Consider the following 21886-nt stretch of genomic DNA (forward strand, 5'->3'; position numbering starts at 1 on the left):
GAGCGACACCCGCCCCCGCAATCAGGCGGCAGACGGGTGTCGAAGAGAGTGACAAAGGCCCCGGGGCCTTCAATCAGAGCCAGCCGCGCTCTTTGTAGTAGCGGGCAGCCCCTTCATGCAGCGGTGCAGAGAGACCTACCTTGATCATGTCGGCCTCTTTCAGGTCGGCAAAGGCAGGGTGCAGGCGCTTGAAGCGATCCAGGTTGTCGAACACCGACTTGACCAGCTGATAAACCACTTCCGGATCGGTTTTGGCGCTGGTGGAGAGCACCGCTTTGCCACCGATGGAGGGGGTCGGCTTGTCGCTGCCCTTGTAGATGCCACCCGGGATCTCGGCCTTGCTGTAGTAGCTCTTCTCGGCCAGCAGCTTGTCGATGTCGGCGCCGGTCACAGGTACCAGTACCGCATCTGTGGTGGTGGAGGCTTCCTGAATGGCGCCGTTCGGGTGACCGACGAAGTAGCTCATGGCGTCGATGTTGTTGTCACCGAGGGCGGAGGCCTGTTCGGCCGGTTTCAGCTCGGAGACCAGACCGAAGTCACCCTTCTTCCAGCCTTTGACCGCCATGATCTCTTCCATGGTGTCACGCTGGCCGGAGCCCGGGTTGCCGATGTTGACGCGCTTGCCCTTCAGATCGTCGAAGCTGGCGATCTTGGCATCGCGGCGAGCCAGGATGGTGAACACCTCGCTCTGCAGGGAGAAGACGGCGCGCATATCGTCCATGGCCCCTTCGGCCTGGAACGGCGGCAGCCCCTTCATCGCCTTGAACTGGTGGTCGGATTGCATGATGCCGAAGTTGAATTCACCGCTGCGGATGCCGTTGACGTTGGCAACACCACCGCCACTGGCCGGGGCGTTGCACTTGATCTGGTGATCGGCGGCGCCGCGATTGAGGAAGCGGCAGATGGACTGGCCAGCGACATAGTAGACGCCGGTCTGACCGCCGGTGCCTATGGTCACGAAGCGCTCCTGCGCTTGTACCGGACCACCGAATGAAACACCGACCAGAGCCGCCGACAGGGCGCATGCCAAAGTTAATCCTTTCATTTTTTCTCCCTTTTCTTTGATTTTGTTTATCCGATCCCCGGATAAATTGATGGCAATCCCGTTCTGCGCCGGGCTTGCCCGCTCTTCTCGTTGCGCGAAAGCGGGGGAGTTGATCACCCCCTTTCCGGCAGTCACCCTCATCCTGTGGTGAGGCTACCGACCTCCTGTCGGTCGAAGATAAATTGGCCCCTGAGGGGCCAAATAAAAAGTTGCAAGCACTCCGATTAAGCACATTCACCCAACATAAATCAAACGAAATGGCAAAATAACGGAGTTAAATCTTGAGAAACATGACCTCGATCATTCATTTTCTTGCCGAAGATTAATTTGATATGAAGGGAAATGGAAGAGGGAAAAACTACGAGAGGATTCTTATGCGGCCCTTGAATGACAAGGGCCGGAGTCATGAGAGATCAGTTGGCTGGGGTGGCCAGATCCAGGATAAAGGCGTATTCCAGCGCGATATCCTCGTAGGCTTTGAAGCGGCCCGACTTGCCGCCGTGGCCGGCGTCCATGTCGGTGTTCAGTAACAACTTGTTATCATCTGTCTTCAGTTCGCGCAGCTTGGCGACCCACTTGGCGGGCTCCCAATACTGCACTTGCGAGTCGTGCAGTCCGGTGGTGACCAGCAGGTTGGGATAGGCTTGCGCCTTGACCTGATCGTAGGGGCTGTAGCTCTTCATGTAGTCGTAGTAGCGCTTCTGGTTCGGGTTGCCCCACTCGTCATACTCCCCGGTGGTGAGGGGGATCGACTCGTCCAGCATGGTGGTGACCACATCGACGAACGGCACCTGCGCCACCACGCCGCGATAGAGTTCGGGCGCCTGATTGATGACCGCCCCCATCAGCAGGCCACCGGCGCTGCCGCCCATGGCGTAGACCTGATCTTTGGCACCGTAGCCTTGCTCAACCAGCGCCTTGGTGACATCGATAAAGTCATTGAAGGTGTTCTGCTTTTTCAGCAACTTGCCATCTTCGTACCAGTGACGGCCCAGCTCTTCACCACCCCGGATATGGGCGATGGCGTAGACGAAGCCGCGATCGAGCAGGCTCAGGCGCGAGCTGCTGAAGTCGGGATCCATGCTGGCGCCGTAGGATCCATAGCCATAGACCAGCAGCGGATTCTTGGGCGCATCGGCCTGCTCTTTCTTGAACTTGTCCTTGCGATAGACCAGCGACACTGGCACCGATACGCCGTCGCGGGCGGTCACCCAGAGTCGCTCGCTGGCGTACTGGTCGGCCTTGAAGCCGGCCACCGGTTGCTGCTTGAGCAGGGTGCGCTTGCCGCTCGCCATATCCAGCTCATAGGTGGAGGCGGGGGTAGTCATGGAGGAGTAGCCATAGCGCAGGGCGCTGGTATCCGGCTCCGGGTTGTAGGCGAGCCAGGTGACATAGGCGGGATCGTCGAAGGCGATCTCCTTCTCGTCACCGCTCTGCCAGTTGATCTGGCGCAGTCGGGTCAGCCCCTTGTTGCGCTCTTCCAGTACCAGCCAATCCTTGAACAGGGCGTAGCTCTCCAGCAGTACCTCCGGATTGGGGGCAATCACCGCCTTCCAGCGATCGACCGGGCTCTCCTTGGTCTCGTAGAGGCCGAAGTTCTTGCCATCCTTGTTGGAGCGGACATAGAAGCGGCCGCGGTAGTGATCCAGGCTGTATTCGTGATCCACCTTGCGCGGCAGGAACAGACGGGGGGCGTGCTCCGGCAGGTTGGCATCGATCAGCCGCGCTTCGCCGGTGGTAGTGCTGGAGAGGGCGATGACGATGAAATCTTCCGAGGTGGTGGCGTAGAGGCTGACGTAGAAGGAGTCATCCTTCTCCTCGTAGACCAGCTTGTCCGTGGCCGGATCCGTCCCTAGCGTGTGGCGATAGACCTGATAGGGGAGCAGGGTCTGCGGGTGCTTGCGGACATAGAAGACGGTCTTGTTGTCGTTGGCCCACACCAGATTGCCGGAGGTGTTCTCCAGCGTGTCGGCGGCCCACTTGCCGCTCTCCAGATCGAGGAACTGGATCTTGTATTGGCGGCGGGAGAGATAATCCTCCGCCACCGCCAGCCAGCGGTTGTTGCGACTCACCTCAAGGGCGCCGAGGGCATAGAACTCGTGCCCCTCGGCTCGCAGGTTGCTGTCGAGCAGCAGACTCGCCTGCTCTTCACCGAGCTTGGTGCGCGAATAGATCCCGTACTCCTTGCCCGGCTCATAGCGGGTCTGGTAGCGGTAGCCATTCTTCACATAGGGTACCGACTCATCCTGCTGGGGGATGCGGGCGACCATCTCCTTGTAGAGTTGCTCGCGCAGCGGCTTGGTCGGTTTGAGCATAGCTTCGGTGTAGGCGTTCTCGTCCTCGAGGTATTGCAGCACTTCCGGCGCCTGACGTTGGTCGTCACGCAGCCAGTAGTAGTTGTCGATGCGGGTATCCCCGTGTTTTTTCAGAGTGCGGGGATGTTTGGCGGCCACGGGCGGCTGGATTGGATGTTCGCTTGTCAGCATGGCGGGCTCTTCATTGGCATAAGTGGGGGGGAGAACTGTCAGAAAGGCTAGCAGCAGAACTCCTCGGGAAAAGGTAAACATGTCGCATCCTTGGCGCTGGAAAGGGTTGGTAGACCTGAGCATCGGCTCCATGAATTGGCGTTAAATCTGCCCCTTGTTGCCGGTGGTTGCAAGCAATCCCTTGTTATTGCAGGAAATGTAATCAAAAAAAGCCGCTATCTCGCGATAGCGGCCCTCTTTCTGGCCATGAGCGGCAAGAGTCCGCTCAGGTGTGCCTCACATGATATGGGAGTGCCCTCTCATGGCCAGTTTTCGTCAGCCTGGGTAGCTCGACCAGCGGTTGGTCGCGCCCTCGTTGCTGATACTCAGTACCTCATAGGGATGGCCCGGAATATCCATGCCCGGCGCACTCTGGGGCATGTCCGGAATGGTCAGGCCACGGATCGCCGGTTTTTCCCTGAGCAGCTTCTGCACATCGGCGGCCGGTACATGCCCCTCGATCACATAGCCATTTACGATACCGGTATGGCAAGAGGCCAGTTCCGGCGCGATACCGTATTGCTGCTTCACTGCGCCGAGCTGTTCGGTTTCGATAACGTCCAGTTCGAAGCCATTCTGCTCCATGTGCTCGTTCCAGCTTTGGCAGCAACCACAATATTTGGATTTGTAGACGGTCATCTTCTCGGCCGCGAGAGCCGAAAAGCTAACGGTACCGGCCAGCATGGCCAGTAACAGGGGTTTGTACATCACTCACCTCAGATTAAAAGAAAAGATGCCCGATACGGGATGCGTTTCAGATCTGGATGCGTGGGGGACGTTCGAGCCGCTCGCACGGGGCGTCCGGCATAAAGAGAGAGGGGGAGGCGAAGTCGGGGGTATCCGGTTCCAGCACGGCGACCGTCAGGCTGTCGCTGCCTACCAGCGTCATCGAGAGGGCGGTGGTAAAGCTGCCGCAGGGCATCGCTTTTTCCAGGGTGCGCTCGCTCTGGCTGCAGTGGGTAGTCAGGGTACAGAGGTCGGTTGCGGCCCGGCTGCCAAACGACATCAACACCAGCACCAGACTCCACAAGGGGAGCCAGCGACGGGCGTGAGCGAGTTGGCGACGGGTGAGAACCATGGAATGACTCGAAAATAACAAGGGGCACATGGTAACCCTGTGCCCCGGGGGAGGGTCAAGCCCTCCCCATGGTGTCAGTCAGCCAGGATTAAGGTTGCTGACGGGTCGCCGCCAGCACGATCTCGCGCACGCAGACGTTGGCAGGCTGGTTCCAGGCGTAGAGCACGGCATCGGCGATCACTTCCGGCGCAATGACGCCGCCCATCTGATCTTTCCAGTCGTGGTAACCGGCCTTGATGCTCTCGTCAGTGGTGTGGCTGAGCAGCTCGGTCTCGACCGCACCCGGGGCAATGGTCACCATACGTACGCCGACATCGGCCACCTCTTCCCGGATGTTCTCGGTCAGGGCGTGCACGGCGAACTTGGTGGCGCAGTAGGCAGCATGGTTCGGGAAGGTCTTGCGACCGGCGATGGAGCTGATGTTGATGATGGTGCCGCTGCGGCGCTCTTTCATGCCTGCCAGCACTGCGTGGACGCCGTTCAGTACCCCCATCACGTTGATGTTGAGCATCTGCTGCCACTCGGCGGGATCCTGCACATCTGCCTGACCAAGCAGCATGACGCCGGCGTTGTTGACCATGCAGCCGACCGGGCCAAATTTGGCTTCTGCCTGCTGGACGGCGGCTTTCATGGCGGCGGTGTCGGTCACATCGACCCCGATGCAGAGGGTATCGGGCAGGTTCAGTGTCTGCATCGGCTCGACCCGGCGGGCCAGCAGCAGCAGCGGATGACCGGCAGCAGAGAAGGCACGGGCGATGGCGGCACCGATCCCGGCGGAGGCACCGGTGATCACGACGAGAGATTTGGACATGGGTCTTTCCTTCTGATTCAAGAGTCGGTTTGAGCAAACAGGTGGCTGGCCAGCACGGAACCCAATCACTATAGTCACTGCATCTATAAGTGATAAATATTGTTTTCCGCTGGTTATCATCTGAAAAAACTATGGTTGGTTTATGCTGGACTTGAGATTGCTGCGTTTCTTCATCGCCATCTATGAAGAGAAGAACATCACGGCGGCGGCCGAGCGCTGCCACGTCAGCCAGCCCTCCCTCTCGGCGGGGCTGCGCCAGCTGGAAGAGGCGCTCGGTGACAGCCTGTTTGTCCGGGGCAAGAAGGGGGTGGTGGCGAAAGATCCGGCCCACTATCTCTATCCCCATGCGGTCAAGCTGGTGGAGGAGGCGCGCCGTCTGCCGGAGCTGTTTCGCCAGAAAGCGACGCGTGCGAGGCTCAATATCGCCATCATGCCGGACTTGAGTCGCCGTCGGGTGGCCGGGCTGTTGCAGCAAGTACAACGCGTGTTGCCGCAACTGGATCTCACCCTCTCCGACTACATCACGCCCGCCGACTGCCGCTTGACGCTGGATGCCTTGCGCCGGGAGGACGAGATCTTTCTGCCGCTGTGGGAGGAGGATTATGTGCTCTGCGTGCCGGTCGATCATCCCCTGGCCAGACGCGAAAGGATCGAGCTGGCCGAGCTGCAACATTATGATTTTATTGAGTGCCCGCCCTGCGAAGCCCATCAGCAGACTATCGGCCTGCTGGCCTGTGACCGGCTTACCCTCAATCTGGTGGCCAAGGCCGAGAGCAAGGGGCTGGTGATGGCGCTGGTGCTGGCGGGGGTTGGCATCAGTTTTCTGCCGGACGGGCTGGTGGAGGATGAGGCAGGGCTCTGTACCCTGCCGGTGAGCGGGCCGCGGATGTTTCGCCGAATTGGGCTCTGCTATCCCGCCCACCAGACCCTCAATCCGGCGCTGCGGGAGCTGATCCCCGAGTTGGCAGGCTATGGCGCTTCCTGATAAGGTCGCTCTCCTGTGCACCTTTACGATGCAGCTCCCCAGACTCCCCTTTTCTGTTTACCTCGCCTTGCACCGCAAGGCTTTGTTCGGGTGATGTGGTCATGAAACGCATTCTGGTTATTTTTTCCCATCCCGCGCTGCAGAGCTCGCGGGCCAACAAGCAGCTGTTGCAGGCGATTGAAGGGCTGGAGGGGGTCAAGGTTCACGACCTCTATCAGCACTATCCCGACATGTTTATCGATGTGAAGCGGGAGCAGGCGCTGCTCTGTGAGCACGATATCATCGTCTTCCAGCACCCGTTTTACTGGTACTCCTGCCCGGCCATCATGAAAGAATGGATGGACCTGGTGCTGGAGTATGGCTACGCCTACGGCCCCGAAGCCCACGCCCTCAAGGGCAAGCAGTGGCTGAGCGCCATCACCACCGGCGGGGCGCCGGAGTCCTACTGCAGCGAGGGATACAACAGCCGACCGCTGCTCGATTTTCTGCTGCCATTTCAGCAGGCGGCCACCTTGTGCGGCATGAACTGGCTGCCCCCTTTCGTGCTGCACTCCTTTCACAAGATCAAGGATCCCGCCGCCCTGCGCCGCTGTGGACAGGATTACCGCCAGCTGCTTTGCGCCCTGCGTGACGATCAGCTGACTCCAGAGCAACTGGCCGGGCGTCCTTATCTGCGCGACTTGCTGGAGGTGCTCTGATGAAACACGGACAGCTTGTTGGCCGAGTCTATGAGTCGGATCAGACGTTCAAACGGAGGGCTGACTGATGGGCCACGGGATCCTGTTTGATGCCTTTATCTACCTCTCCGCCGCCGTCATCGCGGTGCCGCTGGCCAAGCGCTGGGGGTTGGGCTCGGTGCTCGGCTACCTGCTGGCGGGAATCATCATAGGCCCCTTCCTGTTGGGGCTGGTGGGGGAGCAGAAGGATGTGATGCACTTCGCCGAGTTTGGCGTGGTGCTGATGCTGTTTCTGGTCGGGCTGGAGTTGCGTCCGGCCCTCTTGTGGCAGCTGAAGGGGCCGATCCTCGGCACCGGTGGCCTGCAGGTGCTGCTCACTACGGCGGCACTGACCGGCGTGGCGCACCTGATCGGTCTGCCGCTGCAACAGGGGCTGGCCATCGGCCTCATTCTGGCGCTCTCCTCCACCGCCATCGTGTTGCAGAGCCTGCAGGAGCGCAAGCTGATGCAGAGTGAGAGCGGTCGCTCCGCCTTTGCAGTGCTGCTGTTTCAGGATATTGCGGTCATTCCGATCCTGGCGCTGCTGCCGCTGCTGGCCATGGCGCCGGTCGCCAGCAGTGGTGGCTCCGAGCTGGCTGGTTGGCAGCATGGTCTGCTGGTGGTCGCGGCCATCTCCGGCATTGTGCTGGGTGGCCACTACCTGATGCGGCCGGTATTTCGTGCCATCGCCCAGTCCCATATGCGGGAGATCTTCGTCGCCGCCGCTCTGCTGCTGGTGATCGCTATCGCTGTGCTGATGGAGTCGGTGGGGCTCTCGCCCGCTCTCGGCTCCTTCCTCGCCGGTGTGGTGTTGGCCGATAGCGAATATCGCCACGAGCTGGAGGCAGACATTGAGCCGTTCAAGGGCTTGCTGCTCGGCCTGTTCTTTATGTCGGTGGGGGCGGGGATCGACTTCGGGCTGTTTGCCGAGCACCCCTTCCTGATACCAACCCTGGTCGTTGGCCTGATGGTGCTCAAATGGCTGGTGCTGATGGCGCTTGGCTTCATCATCCGAATCTCGCCGAGCCAGCGCTGGACCTTCGCGCTGGCGCTCGCGCAGGGGGGCGAGTTTGCCTTCGTGCTCTTCTCGTTTGCCGCCCAGAATCGGGTGCTGCCCGGCGAGACCATCTCGTTGCTGACGCTGGTGGTAGCGCTCTCCATGGCGCTCACCCCACTGCTGCTGATCCTCAATGATCGGGTGATCCAGCCCTGGTTCGATTACCGTAACCAGAGCGACGCACCGCAGCATGAGCAACCTGAGCTGGTGGAGCATCCGGTGATCATCGCGGGCTTCGGCCGCTTCGGTCAGATCGTGGGGCGTCTGCTGCATGGTCACGGCATCGGCACCACCATCCTTGAGCAGGATGCCAGCCAGATAGAGACCCTGCGCAAGTATGGCTATCAGGTCTTCTATGGCGATGCCAGCCGGATCGATCTGCTCCATGCCGCAGGGGCGCACAAGGCGAAGCTGCTGGTGCTCTCCATCAACGATCCGGCTACCTCGCTGGCGGTGATCGAGATGGTGCAGAAGCACTTCCCGCACCTGAAGATCCTGGCGCGAGCTCTGGATCGACCCCATGCCCACGAGATCCTGCGCCGCGGGGTCGAGAGCGTGCACCGGGAAACCCTCGGCTCTGCGGTCGATCTGGGGGTGGAAGCCCTGACCCAGCTTGGGTTTAGGGCCAACCAGGCCTGGCGGGCGGGGCAGACCTTCAAGCAGCACGATAACTGGCTGTTGCGCGAGCAGGTCAACTATCTGGACGACGAACACACTTATATCAACAAGAGCCTGCAATACCGGGAGATCCTCTCCGATCTGTTGCAAGACGACGAGGAGGGGCAGGAGCGTATCCATGCCCACAACTGGAATAGCGGGCTACCCGACGACAAGGAAGCAAAATGATTGCCTATTACCCCATGTTCAAACACCTGCATATGACGCTGGCACTGGTCAGTCTGCTGCTCTTTATCTATCGCTGGAGTCTGGCGCTGGCCGGCAGCGATCGGTTGCAGCAGAAGTGGCTGAAGATCCTGCCGCATATCAACGACACCTTCCTGCTGCTGTTTGGTGTGTTGCTGGCGGTGGCCTTGCAGTTGAGCCCGGGTCAACAACCCTGGCTGATGGCCAAGCTGATTGCACTGGTGCTCTATATCGGTCTGGGTGTCATGGCGCTCAAGCGCCCGGCCCGCGGTCAGAAGCTGGTGGCCGGTGTGGCGGCACTGGCGGTGTTTGGCTACATGGTCGGTGCGGCTATCACCAAGTCAGCCTGGTCGTGGCTGATGTGAGCAAAAGGGGAGAGTCATGCTCTCCCCTGAAATCATATTCTGTGATGAATTAATTAATCGGAGTTTTATGCTAACAATAAATCGCAAGATAGAACTTTCATTTGAGGGATTTTTGGCTAATTTTAGCCTCTAGCGGCTCCTTTTTTGAGTTCATTGTCTTTATAAATCAACTGTTTAGTGTGTTTTGTATGAAAATGGCGACAGTTGTCGCAGCAAAACTTGCGACATAGACTGTCGCAAGTCACGACTAGCATACAGTCAACGCTAAACCAGTGAAGGCAAGCACCATGAGCAAGAAGCTGTTACGACAACTGACCTTGGCGCGTTGCATCCCGCACCGCCCTTACAAGCTGACCGCCAGCCAACTCCAGGTAAAACTGGAAGAGGAAGGTATCCACGTCAGTCTGCGTACCGTGCAACGGGACCTGGAGGAGATGTCCGGCATGGGACTGTTCGACCTCACCTCGGACGAGCGCAGCAAACCCCATGGCTGGTGCTTCGAGCGCCACGGCCTCAACGACTTTGCCAATATCATGCCGCTCTCGCTGGCGGTGGCCCTGAAAACCTGGAGTGATCAGGCGAGCCAATTGTTGCCAGCGAGCGTACTGACCGAACTGAACCCGCTGGTCGACAAGGCGAGCCAGGTGATCCGCGACAGCCAGAGCGAACTGGCCGAACGCTGGCTGGAGAGTGTCCACCAGTCACCGCGTCCGTTTGCCGGCAACCCGGAGATCCGCCGCAGCACTCTGATCCGCGATGCGCTCTGGCGTGGTCGCAAGTTCAGTGCCGAGATCCAGCGCGTGATCAAAGAGCGCACCGTGTGGCTCTGCTACGACCGTATCAACCCGCTCGGCATTCTCAATCAGCCGGACGGCCCGATCCTGCTCTGCACTCTGTCCGAGCTGGATCCCAAGGTCTACGGCATTCCGTTTGACCATATCAAGAACGTGGAGCTGACCAACTTCAGCGCCACCCAGCCGAAGGATTTCAATATCCAGAAGCTGATCCGCGATCAGGGCTATCAGGATGTGAGCGGCCCGATCCGCTTCGTCGGCCGGATCGATGCCAACAGCCAGTCGCTGGTGGATAACCAGATCCCCGGCAATAATCCGCGCATGACCCGCTATGACAAGCGCAGTGTGGTGGTGGAGACAGAAGTGCAGGACACCCCGGAGTTTCGCAGCTGGTTGAACAACATCGGCGGTGAACTGGAAGTGCTGGCACCGGAATCGCTGCGCAAGGCCTATCTCAATCCGGCCAACCGCTTGAGCTGATTAAAAGATTGGAATGTTGAAGAGTCGAGCCTGGTCTCGGCTCTTTTTTTTGCGGTTTTTTTAAGCATATTTATTCAACTAATTTTTAAGTCTTAACGTCAGGATTGAACCGTTTTCCTGCCCCGTTTTTGGGGGCGAAACCCGTGTAAGAGATCTGCCATAGCGACTGTAAGAGGCTGGCGCTTTGAGCCGTACGCGAAGCCATGCCAGAATGATCGAGCTTTCCTGTGAAACTAAATAAATGGCTGATATTAAAGGATTAGTTTTTAAGTTCGTATTTTTGGATGGGAGCTGCATCGGATCTTTATCATTGGATGGCCCTTGTTCGGGGTGCGCATTTCCTTAGTATGGGTCTCACAAGGACGGAGCTGGTCCGGCAGGATGCAGGGCAGCGCATAAAGATGGAATAGTCCGCAGGATGTGGACAAGGGACACCTCAGGATGAGCTCGATAATCAGGATGATTATCGTCACGGATGAATAAAGGAACACCGCGGGATGCGGCAGGACACTCTCGGGATGGGAGCAGAACGAACGGAACCTCGTTCTTCAGGATGAACAGGACCTCGCCGGATGCGAGAGGAATACTTCAGGATGAAGTGAGATAACCCGGATGGTTATCTGTCAGGAAGACGCAAGGAACCCCACAGGACGTGGTAATGGACACCTCCAGGATGGAGACAGGGAAGCAGTTCAGGATGAATTGCCAGGCTAGGAACGCCGCAGGACACGCCAACGGATTGGAAAGGGGATATTCCAAAGGATTAGGATAACGTCAGGGATTGCAGGGAGCATTGCAGTTCTACGGACAGGACGACACGACTCTAGGGGACGGCTACCGCCGTCCCCTTTTCTTTTATGGTTTGTCCGAGAGATTGCCGCGCTGGGCGGCGTTGACGATCTCTTGCAGGCGCTGACGAATGTCGACCATGCCAAACACGCCAAATATCAGCACAGTGACAAATTCGGCCTTGGTGACAGCGAAGTAGCGTTTGCAAGCTGCCTTGATCATGCTGGCCTGCAGCCAGTGCAGCAGGGCGACGATCACGCCGCAGACCGGCAGAAAGCCGTTGAGTTTGCCGGGCAGCGGGGCAATCAGGCTCACCAGCACGCCAAACCAGAAGAACAATATCAGCCCCATCGCCAACAGATTAAAGACTCGCTTCATTGTTTACCTCTCTTAGATAGAGTTGATAGCAGACCTGACCTGCTTGTTTGTCCTTGAGTAACTGCCAGTTGGCGGGCAGCGCCAGATCGGCCATCTCTTTTTCCCGCTCCAGATAGATGAGGGCGTCCGGCGCCAGCCAGCCGCGCTGCTCCAGCAGTTCGCACACTTGCGGCAGCAGCTCGCGGCGAAACGGCGGATCGAGGAATACCAGATCAAACGGCGTGGCCGGGCCTTGCAGCCAGCTCACTGCATCGGTCTGGAATACCTGACCCTGTGTGCTGCCGAGAGTGGCCAGATTCTTTTTGATCTGCTCTGCCGCCCCTCTGTCCATCTCGATCAGGGTTACCTGCTCGGCATAGCGCGACAGCGCCTCCAGACCAAGGCCGCCGCTGCCGGCAAACAGGTCGAGGCAGCGGGTGCCGCGGATGTGGGGAGCCAGCCAGTTGAAGATGGTCTCCTTGACGCGATCCGTGGTGGGTCTGAGCCCCTCCACATCCTTGACCGGCAATTTGCGGCCTCGCCACTGGCCGCTGATGATTCTTACAAAGCCCGATTTTCCTTGCGGGGCGGGACTCTTGCTCGGGTTGCTACGGCTGGATTTCACTCTGGGCATCGCGTTTCATCGTCAGAAAATAAAGTGGTAGTATAAGGCGGTTCATTTTTATGCCGACCCGCCCAGGGACGGCTATCTTAGCAGTCAGCCTTTGATGTGAGTATTTTTAGATGGCAAAAGGTTTGTTTTCCTGGCTGGGTTTCGGCCGCAAGAAAGAAGAGGCTGAGGCTGTCCAACCACAGACACCCCAAGCCACCCCCGTTACCGTTGAGCCCGAGGTCACTGCTACCCCCGCTCCCGTTTCCGATATAACTGTTTCCGATAGTACGCCGGCTGTTGCCCCCGAAGTGCCTGCCAGCGCACAGAATCCCGTTTTGCAAGATGATTGCTGCCTGCCGACCGAGCTGGACGACCACGGCCCGCTGGTGGTGGAGGAGTGCGCCTCCGATCTGGAGCCGGTGATCGTCAACGAAGCGCTGATCGCCGAAGAGGAACGGGCCGCTGAAGCCGCTCGCACTGCCGCAGAAGCACAAGCTGCTGAAGCGGCTCGCATCGCTGCCGAAGCTCGTGCCGCGGAAGAGGCTCGTATCGCCGCCGAAGCTCGCGCTGCAGAAGATGCTCGTATCGCCGCCGAGGCTCGCGCTGCGGAAGAGGTCCGCATCGCTGCCGAAGCCCGTGCTGCGGAAGAAGCTCGCATTGCTGCTGAAGCTCGCGCTGTGGAAGAGGCTCGCATTGCTGCCGAAGCACAAGCTGCAGAAGAGGCTCGTATTGCTGCCGAATCCCGCGCTGCGGAAGAGGCTCGTATCGCCGCCGAAGCCCGCGCTGCGGAAGAAGCTCGCATTGCTGCCGAAGCCCGTGCTGCGGAAGAAGCTCGTATTGCTGCCGAGGCTCGCGCTGCGGAGGAGGCTCGCATTGCCGCTGAAGCTCAGGCTGCGGAAGAAGCCCGTATCGCCAAAGAGGCACAGCGAGCGGAAGATATGCGCCTGGTCGCCGCGATGGAGGCTGAGGCCGCCGCACTGGCTGCTCTGCCGCTGGCCGCCAAGGTAGACGACGACACCCAGGACAAACCGCAGCGGGAGGGCTTCTTTGCTCGCCTCAAGCGCAGTCTGGTGCGCACCAAGGAGAATATCGGTTCCGGTTTCTTCGGCCTGTTCCGTGGCAAGAAGATTGACGATGAGCTGTTCGAAGAGCTGGAGACCCAGCTGCTGACCGCCGATCTCGGCGTGGATACCACCACTCGCATCATCGAGGGGCTGGTGCAGCACGCGGACCGCAAGCAGCTCAAGGATGCCGAAGCGCTCTACGGTTTGCTCAAACAGGATATGGGCGAGATGCTGGCCAAGGTCGAGCAGCCGCTGGTGATCGACACCAGCAAGAAGCCTTATGTGATCCTGATGGTCGGCGTGAATGGCGTTGGCAAGACCACTACCATCGGCAAGCTGGCCAAGCAGTTCCAGGCTGAAGGCAAGAGCGTGATGCTGGCGGCGGGTGACACCTTCCGTGCCGCAGCGGTCGAACAGCTGCAGGTTTGGGGTCAGCGCAACAACATTCCGGTGATTGCCCAGCATACCGGTGCCGACTCCGCTTCCGTCATTTATGACGCCATCGAGGCCGCCCGCTCCCGCGGGGCTGATGTGCTGATCGCCGACACCGCCGGTCGCCTGCAGAACAAGAGCAACCTGATGGAAGAGCTCAAGAAGGTGGTGCGGGTGATGAAGAAGCTGGATGAAGAGGCGCCCCACGAGATCATGCTGACGCTGGATGCAGGCACCGGCCAGAACGCGCTGAGCCAGGCCAAACTGTTCAGCGAGGCGGTTGGCCTGACCGGCATCACCCTCACCAAGCTGGATGGCACGGCCAAGGGCGGCGTCATCTTCGCGGTGGCCGACAAGTTCCAGATCCCGATCCGCTACATCGGGGTGGGCGAGGGGATCGACGATCTGCGTCCCTTCGTTGCCAACGACTTCATCGAGGCGCTCTTCAGCCGCGATGAATAAGTCCGGCCGCGATGAGTCAGCTCAGCCGTGATGAGTAAGTGTTCCATACCCCGACTCCGGTCGGGGTTTGTCAATTTCAGGGAACCGTTATGATTCGTTTTGACAAGGTCAGCAAGGTATACAGCGGCGGCCATCAGGCGCTGCAAAAGGTCAGCTTTCACCTGCGCAAGGGGGAGATGGCTTTTCTGACCGGGCACTCGGGGGCGGGCAAGAGTACCCTCCTCAAACTGATCAGCGTGATGGAGCGCCCGACCGATGGTCGTGTATTCTTCCATGGCGACGATGTCAGCCAGATCCAGCGCAGCCAGATCCCCTATGTTCGCCGCCAGATCGGGATGATCTTTCAGGATCACCGCCTGCTGATGGACCGCACCGTGTTCGACAACGTGGCGCTGCCGCTGGTGATCGATGGTTACAGCCATGCGGACATCAACAAGCGGGTGGCGGCGGCGCTGGACAAGGTGGGGTTGCTCGGCAAGGAGCGCTACCAGCCGCGCATGCTCTCCGGTGGTGAGCAGCAGCGGGTCGGTATCGCCCGCGCTATCGTCAACAAGCCGCCGTTGCTGCTGGCGGATGAACCGACCGGCAACCTAGATCCCCAGCTCTCCATGGATATCATGCGGCTATTTCAGGAGTTCAACAATTTTGGGGTCTCGGTACTGATTGCCACCCACGATCTGGGGCTGATCGCTCGCATGCGCTATCGCACCCTGACCCTCAAGGCGGGTCGCATGTATTCGGCCGGGGAGGAGCTCTGATGGCTATCGTTCGTCATAAACAACCGCCGCTGCGCCGTCTGATGATGTACGGGGTTGATCATGTGCGGCAGGCGTTTGCCAGTCTCGGGGAGCTGTGGCGCAATCCGCTCGCCTCCCTGATGACGCTGGCGGTGCTTGGCGTCAGTCTGGCGCTGCCATCCTGCTTCCACGTGCTGCTGAAAAACGCCGAGGTCGTGGAGGGGAGCTGGCAGAGCAGTTCCCAGATCTCCCTTTACCTGCGCAAGGCTCTGCCGGAGCAGAGCATTCTCGATCTGCAGCACAGGATCCTGCTCTATCCCGAGGTGGATTCGGTCACTTACCTGAGCCGTGACGATGCGTTGCGGGAGTTTCGCGAGATCTCCGGCTTCGGCGATGCCCTCGATTATCTGGACAGCAACCCGCTACCGCCGGTGCTGAGCGTGATCCCGGATCCGCGTTGGCAGAACCCGGAAGGGGCCGCCGAGCTGCTCAGCAAGCTCAACAACGAGATTGGGGTCGAGCAGGGCAAGCTGGATCTGCAGTGGCTGACCCGGTTGCAGGGGATCATGAACCTGCTGCGCCACACCATTACCGGTATCGCGGTGCTGCTGCTCTCCGCCGTGTTGCTGATCGTCGGCAATACCCTGCGTCTCAACATCCTCAACCAGCGTTCCGAGATTGAAGTGCTCAAGCTGGTGGGGGCGACCGACTCCTTCATTCATCGCCCTTTCCTCTATACCGGTATCTGGTTCGGGGTGATCGGCGGCATGCTGGCCTGGTGGCTGACCGAAGTGATGGTGATCTGGAGCGAAGGGGTGGTGAAGGAGCTGGCGGGCTTGTATAACAGTAACTTCCGGCTGGTTGGCATGGGGGCGGTAGACGGGATCAATCTGATCTTGCTGGGCGCCCTGCTGGGGCTGATTGCCTCCTGGTTCTCGGTCCATCGCCACATTCGCGACATCGAACCATCCTGATTACTTTATCATCAAAGTAAATCGCTGGATTTTGAGAGGCGGATCAAGTAAAAGAGGGGCCGTTTCTGGCTTGGCCCCCATAGTCAGAGTATTCTGAATAACAATGATCTTCCGGATCTTCGCTAGATCCAGTGAACCTTCTGATTTATAAGCAGTCTATTAAAGCTGAAGCATTTATACGGGTGTGGCCCCTCTGCCTTGCTCGTCAGACTTGGCAAGCATGTGAAGGTTGCGAGCTCCGCAACAATGGACTTAGCATGCTACTTTTCGGGGGTCCTTCATTGTGACCCCCTTTTTTTGACTGTTCATTCATGATTCATCCTGCAGGCTTAAGATAAGCCGGTCTAAAACTGGGCATGTTCTTTGATACACGCCGCAGAATGGCATCCGGTCAGTAGACAGACCCTCTCAGGGTGTTAGACTGATTCGATTGAAAAGTAAGAGGTAACAGATGGGAACTTCATTGCAGCGCACTATGGCTCTGATTCCGCAAGGTAGTCTGGAAGGCTATATCCAGGCAGTAAACTCTATTCCTGTGCTGAGCGCAGAGGAAGAGCGTGAACTGGCTGAGCGTTTGCAGCAGGATGGCGATCTCGAGGCTGCTCGTCAGCTGGTTATGTCGCACCTGCGCTTTGTCGTTCATGTCGCCAAGAGTTATGCCGGTTACGGCTTGCCCCAGGCCGATCTGGTACAGGAAGGCAATATCGGCCTGATGAAGGCGGTCAAGCGCTTCGACCCGACGGTCGGCGTGCGTCTGGTCTCCTTTGCCGTGCACTGGATCAAGGCCGAAATCCACGAATATGTCCTGCGCAACTGGCGCATGGTCAAGGTGGCGACCACCAAGGCCCAGCGCAAGCTCTTCTTCAACTTACGCAAATCCAAAAAACGTCTGGGCTGGCTGAACCACGAAGAGGTTCAGTCCGTGGCGGCCGATCTCGGCGTTTCTGCCGCTGACGTGACCGAGATGGAAGCGCGAATGGCCAACTACGATCAGGCGTTCGATCTGGTTGGTGATGATGAGGAAGAGGGCGGTTTTGCTCCGGTTCACTATCTGGAGGACAAATCCTCCGATCTGGCAGCGACCATCGAGAATGACAACTGGGACGATCACGCGACCCGTCGCCTGAGCTCGGCCCTCGCCACCCTGGATGAGCGCAGCCAACACATCATCCGCGCTCGCTGGCTCGATGATGACAGCAAGACCACTCTGCAGGAGCTGGCCGATACCTACGGCGTCTCTGCCGAGCGTGTGCGTCAGCTTGAGAAAAACGCACTCAAGAAGCTGAAAGATGCCATGGAAGCCTGATGCTTCCTCTCATAAAAACAGGGCCTGATGGCCCTGTTTTTGTTTCGCAAGGATCTGGTCGGCCTTGCTTTGGTTACCCTTGAGTGTGTTATGTTGCCGCCACTGCCACATTAGGGAGAGCAGAAGTGAAACTGTTGAACGACCTGTTTACCAACAACCGTGAGTGGGCCGAACGGATCAAAGCCGAAGATCCCGCTTTCTTTGCCACTCTTTCTGCCCAGCAGGCCCCCGAATACCTCTGGATCGGTTGTTCCGACAGCCGGGTCCCCGCCAACCAACTGATGGGGTTGCTGCCGGGGGACGTCTTCGTCCACCGCAACGTCGCCAATCTGGTGGTACATACCGATTTCAACTGCCTCTCCGTGCTGCAATACGCGGTAGAAGTGCTCAAGGTGAAGCACATCATCGTCTGCGGTCACTATGGCTGCGGCGGCGTCAAGGCCGCGATGCAGAATCAGGAGCTGGGTCTCATCGACAACTGGCTGCGCAACATCAAGGATGTCTACTTCAAATATGGTGAAGAGCTCGAGGCCATCGAGGATGAGCACGAGCGCTTCGACTACCTGTGCGAGCTGAACGTGGCCGAGCAGGTCGCCAACGTCTGCCACACCACCATCATCCAGAACGCCTGGCGCAAGGGGCAGGAACTGGCGGTGCATGGCTGGATCTACGGGATTAAAGACGGTCTGCTGCATGATCTCGATCTTTGCATCAGCGGCCCGGATCAGATCCCCGATGTCTATCGTGCCTGGCCGGACATGCGTCCGCCCCACCGTCGGCGCTAGGGTGCTTCATGGTGGCGCCAGCTCTCTATCTGCAGATCAAGCAGCACATTCTGGACGGGATCCGCGAACGCCACTATCAGGCGGGGGACAGGATCCCGACCGAAGCGGCCCTGTGCGAGCAGTTCACCGTGAGCCGGATGACGGTCAACCGGGCGCTGCGGGAACTGGTGGCGGAAGGGTGGTTGGTGCGTACCGCCGGTTCCGGCAGCTTCGTGGCGGACCGGCGCACCGAGTCGCCGCTGCTGGCTATTCGCAATATTGCCGACGAGATCGCCGAGCGTGGCGGCGAGTACAGCGCCCGGGTGATCCGGCTGCAGCGACTGGCCGCCGACGAGAAGGTGGCGGTACAACTGGGGCTGCGGGTTGGCGCCCCCATCTTTCACAGCCTGATCGTCCATCAGGCCGATGGGGAGCCGTTGCAATTGGAGGAGCGCTTCGTCGATGCCGGGCGCTTGCCTGGCTATGGCGAGCAGGATTTTACCCAACAGACCCCCAACCGCTATCTGATGGATGTCTGCCCCCTCTCCGAGATGGAGCACGTGGTGGAAGCCGTGTTGCCCAGCGCCGGTGAGGCGGGATTGTTGCAAATCCGCGTAGATTCTCCCTGCCTGTTGTTGCACCGGCGTACCTGGTCGGAGGGGCATCTGGTCTCCTACGCCCGTTTGCTCTCCCCCGGTTCCCGCTACAAGCTCAGCTCCAAGACTCAGCTGGAGTAAATGTCTATACAACTCGATTTTGCAAAGCCCACCTCCTGGTGGGCTTTTTTGTGCTTAAACTCTAAGTTTGATGCTGTTATCAGGATGTGAACTTCGCTCTTTCTTTCGTCATAGAGATCGACTATAAGAATATGTATATACATTTGAGGTCGCTATGAACAAGGAACTGTTGAACTGCGAACGGGTCTGGCTCAACGTGACGCCCGCCACCCTGAGTGATGAGCTGGCCGACTACGGTCTGCTGCCGCTCCATGCCATCGGCGTGAAGGATGGCAAGATCCACGCGCTGGTGCCGATGGCCGAACTGAAGGGGCCGTATCCTGCTCACTGGCAGGATATGCGGGGCAAGCTGGTCACCCCCGGCCTTATCGATTGTCACACCCATCTGGTCTTCGCCGGCAGCCGTGCCGAGGAGTTCGAGCTGCGTCAGCAGGGAGTGCCCTATGCGGAGATCGCCCGTCGGGGCGGTGGCATCATCAGCACGGTGCGTGCCACCCGTGCCGCCAGCGAAGAGCAGCTCTTTAAGCTGGCGTTGCCGAGGGTGAAATCCCTGATCCGCGAAGGGGTCACCACGGTGGAGATCAAGTCCGGCTATGGCCTGACGCTGGATGACGAACTCAAGATGCTGCGGGTGGCCCGCCGACTGGGAGAGGCGTTGCCGATCCGGGTCAAAACCACTCTGCTGGCGGCCCATGCGGTGCCGCCGGAGTATCGCGATGATCCCGACAGCTGGGTCGAGACCATCTGTCAGGAGATTATCCCGGCCGCCGCCGAGGCGGGTCTGGCCGATGCGGTAGATGTCTTCTGCGAGCACATCGGCTTTTCGCTGGCCCAGACCGAGCAGGTCTATCTGGCGGCGGATCAGTACGGCCTGCCGGTGAAGGGGCATATGGATCAGCTCTCCAATCTCGGTGGCAGCACGCTCGCTGCCAACTTTGGCGCCCTCTCGGTGGATCATCTGGAGTATCTGGATCCGGAAGGGATCCTGGCGCTGGCCCACCGTGGCGTGGTCGCTACCCTGCTGCCCACCGCCTTCTACTTCCTCAAAGAGACCAAGCTGCCGCCGGTTGCCGCCTTGCGCAAGGCGGGGGTGGCGATGGCGGTCTCCTCCGACATCAACCCGGGTACCGCCCCCATCGTCTCGCTGCGGATGGCGATGAACATGGCTTGTACCCTGTTTGGTCTGACGCCGGTGGAGGCCATGGTTGGGGTGACCCGTCACGCCGCCAAAGCGCTCGGCGAGCAGGATCGCCTTGGCCAGCTCAAGGCGGGCATGGCGGCCGATTTTCTGATCTGGCACTGCGCCCATCCTGCCGAGCTGAGCTACATGGTCGGCGTCGATCAGCTGGCAGGCCGCATCTTCAACGGTGAGGAGAGCCTCCATGGATAAGTTCAACCCGGTCGATATGTCGCTCTGGCAGGGACGACAGGATCCGGAAGATGGCGAACTGGCCCTGCGCTGGCATGACAAGGTGCAGCCCTGGACCGCCGGGGCACAGGAGGCAGCTGGTGTAGTGCTGCTCGGTTTTGCCTGCGATGAAGGGGTGCGCCGCAACAAGGGGCGTGTCGGCGCCGCCGGGGCGCCGCTGGCTGTGCGCAAGCTGCTGGCCAATACCGCCTGGCACCTGAATCGACCCGTCTACGATGGCGGGGATGTGAGCTGTACCGATAGGGATCTCGATGCTGCCCACGGCCGTCTGGCCGAGCGGGTCGCCGCTGCGCTCGAACTGGGCCATTTCCCGCTGGTGCTGGGGGGCGGCCACGAGGTGGCCTTCGGCAGCTGGAGCGGCCTGAACCGTCATCTTGGTGGTGAGGGGCGGGTCGGGATCATCAATTTCGACGCCCACTTTGACCTGCGCATGAAGCTGGAGCAGGCCAGCTCCGGCACCCCCTTCTTTCAGATCGCCGAACAGTGCATCGCTCAGGGCACGCCGTTTCACTACGCCTGCCTCGGGGTAGCCGAGACCGCCAATACCCAAGCCCTGTTTGCCCGTGCCAAGGGGCTGGGAGTGTGGCATGTGCTGGATGAGGCGATGACTCAGACCGGGCTGCCAGCCTTGCTAAGCGGGCTGGACGCCTTTATCGCCCATTGTGATCACCTCTATCTGACCATCGATCTCGACGTGCTGCCGGCGGCCGTGATGCCGGGAGTGAGCGCCCCCGCCGCCCGTGGCGTGGAGCTGGCGGTGATCGAACCGCTGATCGCTCATATCCGGGCCAGCGGCAAGCTCAGGCTCGCTGATCTGGCCGAGTACAACCCGACGCTGGATCAGGACAACCGCAGTGCCCGCGTGGCCGCGCGGCTGGTTCATCTGTTGACCCGTTAACCCTTTGGCCGCCCGTCGCCGAAGGCACCCTATTGATACAACAAGGAGTGTGTATGTCTGTGCAACAGCAGGATCCCCGTCATGATCCGAACCGAGTGATCCGTGCCCCGCGTGGCACTGAACTGACCGCCAAGAGCTGGCTCACCGAGGCGCCGCTGCGGATGCTGATGAACAATCTGGATCCCGAGGTGGCCGAGCATCCCCAGTCGCTGGTGGTCTATGGCGGGATTGGCCGCGCCGCCCGCAACTGGGCCTGCTTTGATAAGATCGTCGAGGTGCTGACCCGGCTCGAGGAGGATCAGACCCTGCTGGTGCAATCCGGCAAGCCGGTCGGGGTGTTCCAGACCCACAAGGATGCGCCGCGGGTGCTGATCGCCAACTCCAATCTGGTGCCTCACTGGGCCAACTGGGAGCACTTCAACGAGCTCGATAAGAAGGGCTTGATGATGTACGGCCAGATGACTGCGGGTTCGTGGATCTATATCGGCACCCAGGGGATCGTGCAGGGCACCTACGAGACCTTCTTCGCGGTGGCTAACCAGCACTTCAACGGTGAGCCCAAGGGGCGCTGGATCCTGACCGGTGGTCTCGGCGGCATGGGCGG

Annotated in this window: 20 protein-coding genes and 1 pseudogene; 14 read left to right on the forward strand and 7 right to left on the reverse strand. The window is 59.7% G+C overall.

Annotation, left to right across the window (positions count from 1 at the left end; translation table 11 throughout):
- Positions 1-73 precede the first annotated feature (73 nt).
- The 5 genes from L972_RS01260 to L972_RS01280 form a co-directional block, all read right to left on the reverse strand.
- Positions 74-1045 carry a TAXI family TRAP transporter solute-binding subunit gene (locus L972_RS01260; RefSeq protein WP_005339950.1) on the reverse strand — a complete coding sequence of 324 codons (972 nt, stop codon included), beginning with the start codon at positions 1043-1045 and terminating at the stop codon, positions 74-76.
- A 413-nt stretch (positions 1046-1458) separates the two neighbouring features.
- On the reverse strand, positions 1459-3612 hold the full coding sequence (locus L972_RS01265; protein ID WP_047434611.1) for a S9 family peptidase: 2154 nt from the start codon (positions 3610-3612) through the stop codon (positions 1459-1461).
- Between the two features lie 234 nt (positions 3613-3846).
- Positions 3847-4278 carry a DUF411 domain-containing protein gene (locus L972_RS01270; RefSeq protein ID WP_047434614.1) on the reverse strand — a complete coding sequence of 144 codons (432 nt, stop codon included), beginning with the start codon at positions 4276-4278 and terminating at the stop codon, positions 3847-3849.
- A gap of 46 nt (positions 4279-4324) precedes the next feature.
- Positions 4325-4648 (reverse strand): hypothetical protein, encoded by a 324-nt coding sequence (locus L972_RS01275; RefSeq protein WP_005357652.1) that lies wholly within the window; start codon positions 4646-4648, stop codon positions 4325-4327.
- A gap of 88 nt (positions 4649-4736) precedes the next feature.
- Entirely contained in the window at positions 4737-5459 is a 723-nt protein-coding gene (locus tag L972_RS01280; RefSeq protein WP_047434616.1) for an SDR family oxidoreductase, read from the reverse strand.
- 142 nt (positions 5460-5601) lie between these two features.
- Here L972_RS01280 and L972_RS01285 point away from each other — a divergent pair, with 142 nt between their 5' ends.
- From L972_RS01285 to L972_RS01305, 5 genes are all read left to right on the forward strand, one after another.
- Positions 5602-6444 carry a LysR family transcriptional regulator gene (locus L972_RS01285; RefSeq protein ID WP_047434619.1) on the forward strand — a complete coding sequence of 281 codons (843 nt, stop codon included), beginning with the start codon at positions 5602-5604 and terminating at the stop codon, positions 6442-6444.
- A gap of 101 nt (positions 6445-6545) precedes the next feature.
- Entirely contained in the window at positions 6546-7142 is a 597-nt protein-coding gene (gene kefF, locus L972_RS01290) for a glutathione-regulated potassium-efflux system oxidoreductase KefF (RefSeq protein WP_047434621.1), read from the forward strand.
- 67 nt (positions 7143-7209) lie between these two features.
- Positions 7210-9063 (forward strand): monovalent cation:proton antiporter-2 (CPA2) family protein, encoded by a 1854-nt coding sequence (locus L972_RS01295; RefSeq protein ID WP_047434624.1) that lies wholly within the window; start codon positions 7210-7212, stop codon positions 9061-9063.
- A complete protein-coding gene (locus L972_RS01300; RefSeq protein ID WP_042081419.1) occupies positions 9060-9446 on the forward strand; it encodes a SirB2 family protein in 387 nt (128 codons plus the stop codon). The genes L972_RS01295 and L972_RS01300 overlap by 4 nt, the downstream gene beginning before the upstream one ends.
- A 287-nt stretch (positions 9447-9733) precedes the next feature.
- On the forward strand, positions 9734-10720 hold the full coding sequence (locus L972_RS01305) for a helix-turn-helix transcriptional regulator (RefSeq protein ID WP_005339987.1): 987 nt from the start codon (positions 9734-9736) through the stop codon (positions 10718-10720).
- 855 nt (positions 10721-11575) lie between these two features.
- Here the strand turns inward: L972_RS01305 and L972_RS01310 are convergent.
- Entirely contained in the window at positions 11576-11887 is a 312-nt protein-coding gene (locus L972_RS01310; RefSeq protein WP_005342853.1) for a DUF1145 domain-containing protein, read from the reverse strand.
- Positions 11871-12500 carry a 16S rRNA (guanine(966)-N(2))-methyltransferase RsmD gene (gene rsmD, locus L972_RS01315; protein ID WP_047434630.1) on the reverse strand — a complete coding sequence of 210 codons (630 nt, stop codon included), beginning with the start codon at positions 12498-12500 and terminating at the stop codon, positions 11871-11873. Before rsmD ends, L972_RS01310 begins: the two co-directional genes overlap by 17 nt.
- A gap of 110 nt (positions 12501-12610) precedes the next feature.
- Between rsmD and ftsY the strand changes: the two genes are divergently transcribed.
- From ftsY to L972_RS20450, 9 genes and pseudogenes are all read left to right on the forward strand, one after another.
- Entirely contained in the window at positions 12611-14437 is a 1827-nt protein-coding gene (gene ftsY, locus L972_RS01320) for a signal recognition particle-docking protein FtsY (RefSeq protein ID WP_047434631.1), read from the forward strand.
- Positions 14438-14526: 89 nt separating this feature from the next.
- Positions 14527-15195 carry a cell division ATP-binding protein FtsE gene (gene ftsE / locus L972_RS01325; RefSeq protein ID WP_047434633.1) on the forward strand — a complete coding sequence of 223 codons (669 nt, stop codon included), beginning with the start codon at positions 14527-14529 and terminating at the stop codon, positions 15193-15195.
- Positions 15195-16148, forward strand: coding sequence for a permease-like cell division protein FtsX (ftsX, locus tag L972_RS01330; protein WP_047434635.1), 954 nt, complete (start codon positions 15195-15197; stop codon positions 16146-16148). The genes ftsE and ftsX overlap by 1 nt, the downstream gene beginning before the upstream one ends.
- A gap of 451 nt (positions 16149-16599) precedes the next feature.
- A complete protein-coding gene (gene rpoH / locus L972_RS01335; protein WP_047434638.1) occupies positions 16600-17454 on the forward strand; it encodes an RNA polymerase sigma factor RpoH in 855 nt (284 codons plus the stop codon).
- 125 nt (positions 17455-17579) lie between these two features.
- Positions 17580-18239 carry a carbonate dehydratase gene (gene can, locus L972_RS01340; protein WP_005339998.1) on the forward strand — a complete coding sequence of 220 codons (660 nt, stop codon included), beginning with the start codon at positions 17580-17582 and terminating at the stop codon, positions 18237-18239.
- Between the two features lie 11 nt (positions 18240-18250).
- The gene (gene hutC, locus L972_RS01345; RefSeq protein ID WP_041202413.1) at positions 18251-18955 is read left to right on the forward strand and encodes a histidine utilization repressor; all 705 of its coding nucleotides are present in this window, start codon (positions 18251-18253) and stop codon (positions 18953-18955) included.
- 154 nt (positions 18956-19109) lie between these two features.
- Positions 19110-20345 (forward strand): imidazolonepropionase, encoded by a 1236-nt coding sequence (gene hutI / locus L972_RS01350; RefSeq protein ID WP_047434640.1) that lies wholly within the window; start codon positions 19110-19112, stop codon positions 20343-20345.
- Positions 20338-21282, forward strand: a complete 945-nt coding sequence (gene hutG / locus L972_RS01355) for a formimidoylglutamase (protein ID WP_047434642.1) — start codon at positions 20338-20340, stop codon at positions 21280-21282. The genes hutI and hutG overlap by 8 nt, the downstream gene beginning before the upstream one ends.
- A 53-nt stretch (positions 21283-21335) precedes the next feature.
- Positions 21336-21886: pseudogene (locus L972_RS20450) on the forward strand (urocanate hydratase); the annotation flags it as partial.

This window comes from Aeromonas sp. ZOR0001, from assembly GCF_000801015.1.
GTDB classification, from domain to species: Bacteria; Pseudomonadota; Gammaproteobacteria; order Enterobacterales; family Aeromonadaceae; genus Aeromonas; species Aeromonas veronii.